Below are 7530 nucleotides of genomic sequence, written 5' to 3' on the forward strand. Positions count from 1 at the left end.
CCAGCCGGTACGAGGGGATCGGGGCGCCCGCCCGCTCGTAGGCCTGGCGCATCAGGTACTTGTTCCTGCTGCACACGGCGGCCGGCACCCCGATGCCCGGCAGGCCCAGTGCGTCGGCGACCGCGGCGACGGTGATGACGGAGGACTCGGAGAAGGTGATCACCCCGTCGAAACGTTCCTCCGCATGCCATGCGCGGGCCCGGTCGACGATGTCGTCGATCTTCCGGGAGCCCGCCGTGCGATAGCGGTCCGCCCGCCAGAAGTCGTCCGTGCCCTCCCCGTTGAGAACGTAGAGGTCGACGCCCAGGTCCTCCACCTGCCCGTAGCGGCCGTGGTAGTAGTTCAGGTACTGCACCGTCTCCAGCGTGAGCAGCTTCATGCCGCCACCTCCGTGCGTGCGGCGCCGGCCCTGGCCGCCCGCGGCAGCCGGGGCAGGGCGAACGGGGTGATCTTCTCGGGCTGTTCGGCGTCCAGCGCCAGGTCCACGCCCGCGGCCGTCGCCTCGGCGGCGGCGTCGATGAGCAGCGGGGCGGCGCAGGCCAGCAGCGCCCGCACCTGGAGCAGCAGGTCCCCGGTGCCGAGCGAGTCGTCCCGCTCGCGCGGCTCCTGGGCCGCGGCCGCCAGCCGGTCGAGGGCCGCGACTACGTTCTCGGCGCTGCGGCCCAGGTTGAAGCCGTCCAGCTCATAGGTGAGCCGGAACCGCTCGATGATCCCGGCCGCCCGGTCCCGGCCCGTCGCGGTGGTCGGCAGCGGGCTCCCCGCACCGGCTGGAGCGAGCGCGTTCAGCGCCTCGGCCAGCCGGTTCCACGGCCCGATCAGCCGTCGCTCGGTCACCTTGGTGAGGGCGGCGGTGCTGAAGTCGGTGCGCTGGAACTCCGGTGCGGTCAGCGCCAGATAGAAGCGCACGAGGTCCCTCGGCACCTCCGCCAGCAGGTCCGCCGACCAGATCAGGTGGTTGCGGCTGGTGGAGAACTTCTCGCCCTCCAGGTCGTAGAACTCGTTGCTGATGTTGGCCTCGGGCAGCACATAGCGGTCGCCGTGCGCCATCAGCAGCACGAGGTCCAGCAGACCCCAGTGGTAGACGTTGTCGAAGCCGTGGAAGTACACGAGCTCCGTCCCGCTGCCGGCCCGCCAGAGCTCGTCGACGGCCTCGGTGCGCTCGCCGCGCCGGTCCGCGGACCACCAGGTGCTGTACATGACGGCCGGCATGGCCTCCACCCACGGGTAGAGGATCTGCCCCGGCGTCTCGGGGAAGGGCGCCGCGATGCCCCAGTCGCCGGGCACCGTCACCGGTATCTCCGGCAGCGGACGGGCCAGCAACTCGCGTACCAGCTGGGCGGCGTGCGGCCGCCAGCGTCCGAGGCGCTCGGCGAAGTAGGAGGTCAGCCGCTCGCGGTACTCCTCCATGGGCAGCACCAGGATGGTCACCTCGCGGGTGGTCACCGGCGAGTCCGGCTCCAGCACCGAGCGCGCGCCGAGCAGTTCGTCGGCGTTGTTGGGGTGCCCGCAGCCCTCGCAGACGCCTCCCGCGCTGCCGGTCAGGCAGACCGGGCAGCTGCCGGTCATCAGGCCGTCGTACAGATACCGGCCGGACTCCTGCGCGTACGGCAGCCGTACGGTCCGCTCGCGCAGCCGGTCCGTCTCGTGCAGGCGGGTGAAGAACTCAAGGACAGTGGCGCGGTAGCGGTCGTCGATGGGCGGCAGCCCTTCCATCGACAGGCCCATCGCGGAGATGCTCCGCTCGATCTTCGCGGTGGACTCGGCGCACAACTGCTCGGCGGACACACCGAGTCGGCGGGCCGTGGTGGTGACGTAGGTCTGGCTGTCGTCGGTGCAGGTCGTGTAGATCACGTCCCGGCCGTCGGCCGCCAGGTAGCGGCTGTAGACGTCGCCCGCGAGATACGGGCCGGCCATGTGGCCGATGTGCAGATCCCCGTTGGGGGTCGGGGTCGCCGCGACGACGACGGCGCGGCGCCGGCTGCGCCCGCTCATGCCGTCTCCTCCCGGTGCCGGACGGAGAACTTCTCCGCCAGCTCGGCGTCCCACCAGACCGCGTACATCTGGAAGTCGGCGTCGGAGTCGTTGACGACCTGGTGCCGGGTGCCGGGGCGGAAGTGGACGACGTCACCGGCGGCGAACGGCACCTTCTTCCCCTCGCTGAGGATCGCCGCCTCGCCGGTCATCGCGATCCAGACCTCGTACTCGTGGTGGCTGTGCGGGCCGGAGGCCGCGCCCGGCGGCACGACGCACCAGGAGCCCTCGAAGGGCGCGTTCAGGGCCGGCCAGGGGAACAGACGCTGGGCGCGCAGTCCGTTGTCCGGTGCGAGGTTGTCCCGGTCGAGCTCTCGGATTTCCATGTGTGTGTCTCCTCTGCCGCTGGGTGCGCTGACGGGTTCGGCGGGGCCCCGGTCACAGGGCCTTGGCGAGCAGGGCCTCGTCGGAGGCGGCGCCGCGGCGGGCCAGCAGGTCGGTCACGATGTCCTGGGAGCGACTGGCGAGCACGCTGAGCAGGGAGTCGGCGATGCCGTGAGTGGCTTCGTTGACGCCCTGGAGGTAGCAGTTCGCGGTGTACGAACCGGGCAGCCGCATGCGGTAGTTGCGGTCGACAATGGCCTCGCCGGCGCCGGTCGTGACGGCCAGCTCACGCACCATGGCGGGCATGTCCCGTACGAAGCCGGTGCCGAGCAGTACGAGGTCGCAGCGCAGTTCGCCGCGCTCGCCGGACTTGCGGTCGACGGTGTCGAGGACGACCTCGTCACCGTCCATGCGGGCGCCCGCCAGATCGGTCAGCGTGAGCATCCGCAGCCGCTCGGTGCCCTGGAGGCGCTCCTGGTACATCTCGCGGTAGAGCGTCTCCAGCATGTTCGGGGCGAGCCCGGCGTAGTTGGTGACGTGCATCTCGCGGAGCACCTGGCGGCGGGTCTCGGCGCGGGTGGCGTAGAAGTCGTCGATGAACGACGGGTAGAACAGCTCGTTGGTGAACTTGCTGGTCTGGTAGGCGTTCAGGCCGATCGAGCGCATCAGCATCGTGCACTGCGCCTCGGGGAACCGCTGGTAGGCGGCCCACAGCAGCTCGGCGGCGCTCTGCGCGCCCCCGATCACCACGATCCGGCGCACCTCGGCCGGGTCGAGCGCGTCGATCCGGTGCGAGTACCGGGTGCTGTGGATGACGCGGCGCTCGGGGAGCGCGGTGAGCTCGGCGGGTACGAACGCGTCCCGGCCCGCGCCGATCACCAGGTTGCGGCTGGAGATCACCGCGCCGTCGGCGGTGCGCGCCAGCCAGTGGTCGACCTCGCCGCCCCGGGACGGACCGGGCTCGATCGACACACAGCGCCGCCCGTACTCGACCTGCACCTCGCGCAGCGAGGAGGCCACCCACTGGAGGTACCCGGAGATCTCCGAGCGGTACGGCGTGAACGTGCCGAGGTTGATGAACTCGTCGAGCCTGCCGATCGAGTGGAGGTAGTTGACGAAGGAGAACTCACTGCGCGGATTGCGCAGCGTCACCAGGTCCTTGAGGAACGAGACCTGGCTCTGGGTCCACGGCAGCAGCATGCCGCGCTGCCACACGGTGTCGTCGTGCTGCTCGATGATCAGTGTGCCCGCCGCGAGCTCCTTGGGGGCGAGCTCCTCCAGCGCTATGCCGAGTGCGAGGTTGGCCGGCCCTGCGCCGATGGCGAGGACTTCGACTTCCTGGTGCCGCAATTGGTCCCTCCCTGAATTCTTAGAACTTCTCGACCAGCGCGACCATGTCGGTCACGGTGTAGGCGGCGTGAAAGGACCGCAGGTCCAGATCGACGGAGAACTGCTTCTCCAGGCGCACCAGGGCTTCCATCGAATTCATGCTGTCCCAGCCGAGCGCGGCAAGTGCCTGGTCAGCGGGGATGTCCGCGGGGTCGGCGCCCAGTACGTCGGCGATGATCTCCCTCACCGACTCCTCGATCGAGCCCGTTTCACTCATGCGGGGATCCATTCCTTTCGTTCAGTGCGATCCATTCCGGTGCGATTTCCTTAGCGGTGGCCGCGTCGAGGGTGAAGACCTGTGTCTCCGTCTCCTGCGGGGAGGCGGCCGGGGTGAATCCGGCGCCTGTCCAGAAGTCCGCGGCGACGCCGTTGCGGTCCGAGGGCCGGTAGTGCCCCTCGACGCTCCGGGCACCGGCCAGCGCGGCCAGTTCGGCGAGCCGGCCGACGGCCGCCCGCTCCACGCCGCGGCTGAGCACCCGGCAGCTCAGGACGAGGTTGAGGACCCGCCACACCTCGTCGGTGCGCTCGACCCACAGGGCGCCGACGATGCCCTCGTCACCGAAGCGGTCGGCGACCGACACCGACAGCACCAGATGGCCGGCGTCCTCGCTCATCCGCCGGGTGACCGCCTCGTCGTAGCGGATCCCGGTGAGGTTGAACTGGTTGGTGCGGGCGGCGAGCTGGGCGATCCGGCCGATCGTGTACTCGCTCGCCGGAGTCACCTCCACCTTGAGGTCCAGCGCCCGCAGGAAGTCCTCCGAGGAGTCGAACCCGGAGGAGAAGTCGCCGCGCAGCGCACGGTTGCGGTACAGCTCGGGGCGCTTACGGTCGGTGTCGGTGAGCGCCATGACGTCGAACCAGCCGTGCCGCAGCAGCGAGTCCACCAGGTGGGCGGGGTCACCGGCCGCGGAGACCACGGCGACCTCGGGCAGTTCGTCGCCGACCTGGGCACGCTCGAAGTCGGAGTCGTCCATGAAGACGAACGACTCGGTCGACAGGGACAGCGCCTCGGCGGCCCGGCGCAGATTGCCCGCCTTCGCCGACCAGTCGACCATCCGCACGGAGAACGCCTCGGGCCGCAGCAGCACGTCCGGGTGCTCGGTGAGGACCTTCTCCACCTGGTCCCGGTCGTTCTTGCTGGCCAGGACCAGCACGACGCCCTGCTCGCGCAGCCTGGCCACCGTGCGCTGGAGTTCGGAGTAGCAGTTGCCCGGGTACAGGCCGCCCACCTGGACGCCCTGGGGCCCGGCCTCGCCGAGGACGCCGCCCCACAGGGTGTTGTCCAGGTCGAGGGCGAGGACCTTACGGGACAGTCCGGCGCGGGCCTGGGCGACCCGGCGCACGAGCCGGGCCAGCAGCAGCAACGCGTCGTCGCTGTAGGGCAGATCGCCGTACCGGTGCAGCCGTACGTCGCACGCCTGGACCGGTGCCTCGGCCAGCTCGCCGACGAGGTCGACGGCGACCACCTGGTCGTGTTCCTCGGCGAGGGCGAGGAGGCCCGCGTTCAGCCGGTACCAGGAGCGGGCCACCTGGGCGCGGGCCCGCACGCTGATGATCCCGTTGCGGACCTGGGCGGGCAGCGGGACGGTGTGCACGACGACGGTGGCGGCCGTGTGCTTCAGGGCGCCGGCCAGCAGTCCGCGCAGTTCCTCCAGCCGGGCGTCGACGTACTTCGCGAGCACGTCGGGCTCGGCGGCGCCGAGGTCGCCCGGCAGAAAGTACCCGGCGTCCAGCAGCACGGCGACCAGTCCGGGGTCGCCGTCGCGGGTGAACGACCCGGTCGCCAGCGACATACCGAAGGTGCCGTAGTCCGCGCTGCGCAGGGCGGGCAGCAGTCCGGCGCCGACCAGCTGGGCGCGCAGCAGGGGCTCGAACGGGCCGACGGTGCAGGTGGCCAGGACGGCCACGTCCACCTCGCGGGGCCGTTCCCCGTCCACGGCCAGGTCCTTCAGGATCCGGCCGGCCTGCCGGGCCAGGGCCGGGTCGCCGCTCTCCAGCAGTGCCCTGCGGGTGGGGTGACCGGGCATGCGTCGTTCCCGTACGGCCGCACGCAGCGCCGCCGCCGGGTTGTCGCTCTCGCTCACGGTGCGATGCCTTCCTGTGGGACGCGGGTCAGGCCCGGACGAGGGAGCAGTACCAGCGCATCCCGATGGAGATCCCGGTCAGCGCGACCAGGTCGCCGGGGGCGACGACGCCCTGCTCGATCAGCTCGCCGAGCGCGGTGAGCTGGTCGGCGGAGCCCATGTGGCCGTGGGCCCTGGCGATCTCGGCGTTGGTGCGCTCCAGGGGCAGGCCGAGCGGCTCGGCGATGTCGGCGATGCCGTCCGGGTCGTTGATGTAGATGACGTGCCGCACCTCGTCTCGGCCGACGCCGGCCCGCTTGCACGCCCCGTCGATGACGTCGAGGGTGCGGGTGATCGCCGCCTGCCCGAACTCGCGCAGCCGCGCGGGGTCCTTGCGGAAGTACTCCTGCACGCGCACATGACCGGCCGGCGCCGTCCTGCTCGACCAGCCCTCCGGGGGCACGGGTGCCACGGCGCCGCCGTAGTCGGTGCGGAACCAGTCGCACAGGTCCGGGATCGTGAACTGCTCGGTGGCGAGCCAGGCGTTGCGCTCGTGACCGCGGCGCAGGACCGCGGCGACGGCGCCGTCGCTGTGCACCGCGTTGTTGACCGTCATGCGGTTGCGGTGGAACTCGCTGACCCTGTTCACCGCGACGAACAGCACGGTGCTGATCTCCGGCTGCACGGCGAGGACCCCGGCGACGATGCCCAGTCCGGTGACGCCCGAGGCACAGCCCTCGTTCAGCAGCAGGGTCTGCCGGCTCTCCATCTTCAGGGCCCGGCCCAGCGCCGCCGACCCGTCCCAGTGCGGGTACTCGGGGTGCTCGGAGGTGGCCAGCACCAGCAGGTCGATGTCGTCGACGGTCATCGAGGTGCGGGACAGGGCGTCACGCGCGGCCTGTGCCGCGAGGTCGGTCGTGGTGATGTCGTCGGGTGCCCGGTGAAAGGTGTGGTAACCCCACCGCACAATGCGTTCCGGGTCGGGGACATACGTTCCCGCTACTTCTTCGACATTCTGGTCCGCTCCGAAGGAGTAACCGAAACCAGTAATTCCGAAGCCATGCGGAAGCTGCGCCATTGATATCTCTCTCTCGCTGCGATTCCTGAGGCCGCGTGAAATCTTCGCGGGTCCGGATGGCCGAATCAACAGCGGTCGGGACAGGCGGAGTTGAACGGAAAACCTAAGTTGAACGCGCGTAGATCAGGGAAGTTGAACACACCAGAAAAAAAGAGTGCGGGCCGGGAGATCTCCCGGCCCGCACTCATTGCGGACTGCCTCGATATCGCGTACGGAAGTCAGGCCAACAGCGCCGCCGCGGCCTTCCTGCTGGCGGCGACGACGGTCTTTGCCGCGCCTCCGCTGCCCCCGGTGAAAGTGTGCAGACCCGGCCCGAGAGAACGCAGTTCCAGCCCCGCGGGGTCGTGATAGCAGTCGCAGGAGGCGACGGTGCGCCCCACGGCGACCGGCACACCGAACACCCGCCGCGCGCTCTCGGCGACCCGCCGCGCCAGCGCCTGGTCCGGTGCCGTCGCGTCCGGGTCGACTCCCCACCGGTCGGAGGGCAGCCCGAGCAGGAAGCCACCGTCCTCGTGGGGCCTGCCGTACAGGCCGGAGTTCTCGTCGACGAACGGCCCGAGCCCCTCCAGCGGCGCCTGGCACAGGCTGTACTGGATGTGTTTGGTGCGCAGCCCCGCCACCGGCAGCCGGCTGCGGGCCAGCAGC

General features: G+C 70.6%; 7 protein-coding genes and 1 pseudogene. All 8 read right to left on the reverse strand.

The genetic code is table 11. The features are described from left to right. Window positions 1–379: pseudogene (locus GA0115259_RS25485) on the reverse strand (carboxylate--amine ligase); the annotation flags it as partial. Beyond that, the gene (locus GA0115259_RS25490) at window positions 376–1992 is read right to left on the reverse strand and encodes a class I tRNA ligase family protein (protein ID WP_093601365.1); all 1617 of its coding nucleotides are present in this window, start codon (window positions 1990–1992) and stop codon (window positions 376–378) included. The gene GA0115259_RS25490 and the pseudogene GA0115259_RS25485, both read right to left, overlap by 4 nt. After that, a complete protein-coding gene (locus tag GA0115259_RS25495) occupies window positions 1989–2357 on the reverse strand; it encodes a cupin domain-containing protein (RefSeq protein WP_093601367.1) in 369 nt (122 codons plus the stop codon). The genes GA0115259_RS25490 and GA0115259_RS25495 overlap by 4 nt, the downstream gene beginning before the upstream one ends. Before the next feature lie 52 nt (window positions 2358–2409). Then, complete coding sequence (locus tag GA0115259_RS25500; protein ID WP_093601369.1) at window positions 2410–3705, reverse strand: lysine N(6)-hydroxylase/L-ornithine N(5)-oxygenase family protein; 1296 nt, start codon at window positions 3703–3705, stop codon at window positions 2410–2412. A 19-nt stretch (window positions 3706–3724) separates the two neighbouring features. Beyond that, window positions 3725–3961 (reverse strand): acyl carrier protein, encoded by a 237-nt coding sequence (locus GA0115259_RS25505; protein ID WP_030949748.1) that lies wholly within the window; start codon window positions 3959–3961, stop codon window positions 3725–3727. Further along, complete coding sequence (locus GA0115259_RS25510; RefSeq protein WP_093601373.1) at window positions 3954–5828, reverse strand: HAD-IIIC family phosphatase; 1875 nt, start codon at window positions 5826–5828, stop codon at window positions 3954–3956. Before GA0115259_RS25510 ends, GA0115259_RS25505 begins: the two co-directional genes overlap by 8 nt. Window positions 5829–5856: 28 nt before the next feature. Next, the gene (locus GA0115259_RS25515; protein ID WP_093601375.1) at window positions 5857–6885 is read right to left on the reverse strand and encodes a 3-oxoacyl-ACP synthase III family protein; all 1029 of its coding nucleotides are present in this window, start codon (window positions 6883–6885) and stop codon (window positions 5857–5859) included. Between the two features lie 218 nt (window positions 6886–7103). Continuing rightward, window positions 7104–7530 (reverse strand): FAD-dependent oxidoreductase (locus GA0115259_RS40570; RefSeq protein WP_161230465.1); only part of this gene is annotated, 427 nt, incomplete at its 5' end.

The sequence above is a fragment of the Streptomyces sp. MnatMP-M17 genome (assembly GCF_900091995.1).
GTDB lineage: Bacteria > Actinomycetota > Actinomycetes > Streptomycetales > Streptomycetaceae > Streptomyces.

Excerpts from the sequence above, each read along its gene's own strand:
- GA0115259_RS25515 (WP_093601375.1), bottom strand. The coding sequence starts at position 6,885 with ATGGCGCAGCTTCCGCATGGCTTCGGAATTACTGGTTTCGGTTACTCC.
- GA0115259_RS25505 (WP_030949748.1), bottom strand. The coding sequence starts at position 3,961 with ATGAGTGAAACGGGCTCGATCGAGGAGTCGGTGAGGGAGATCATCGCC.
- GA0115259_RS25490 (WP_093601365.1), bottom strand. The coding sequence starts at position 1,992 with ATGAGCGGGCGCAGCCGGCGCCGCGCCGTCGTCGTCGCGGCGACCCCG.
- GA0115259_RS25495 (WP_093601367.1), bottom strand. The coding sequence starts at position 2,357 with ATGGAAATCCGAGAGCTCGACCGGGACAACCTCGCACCGGACAACGGA.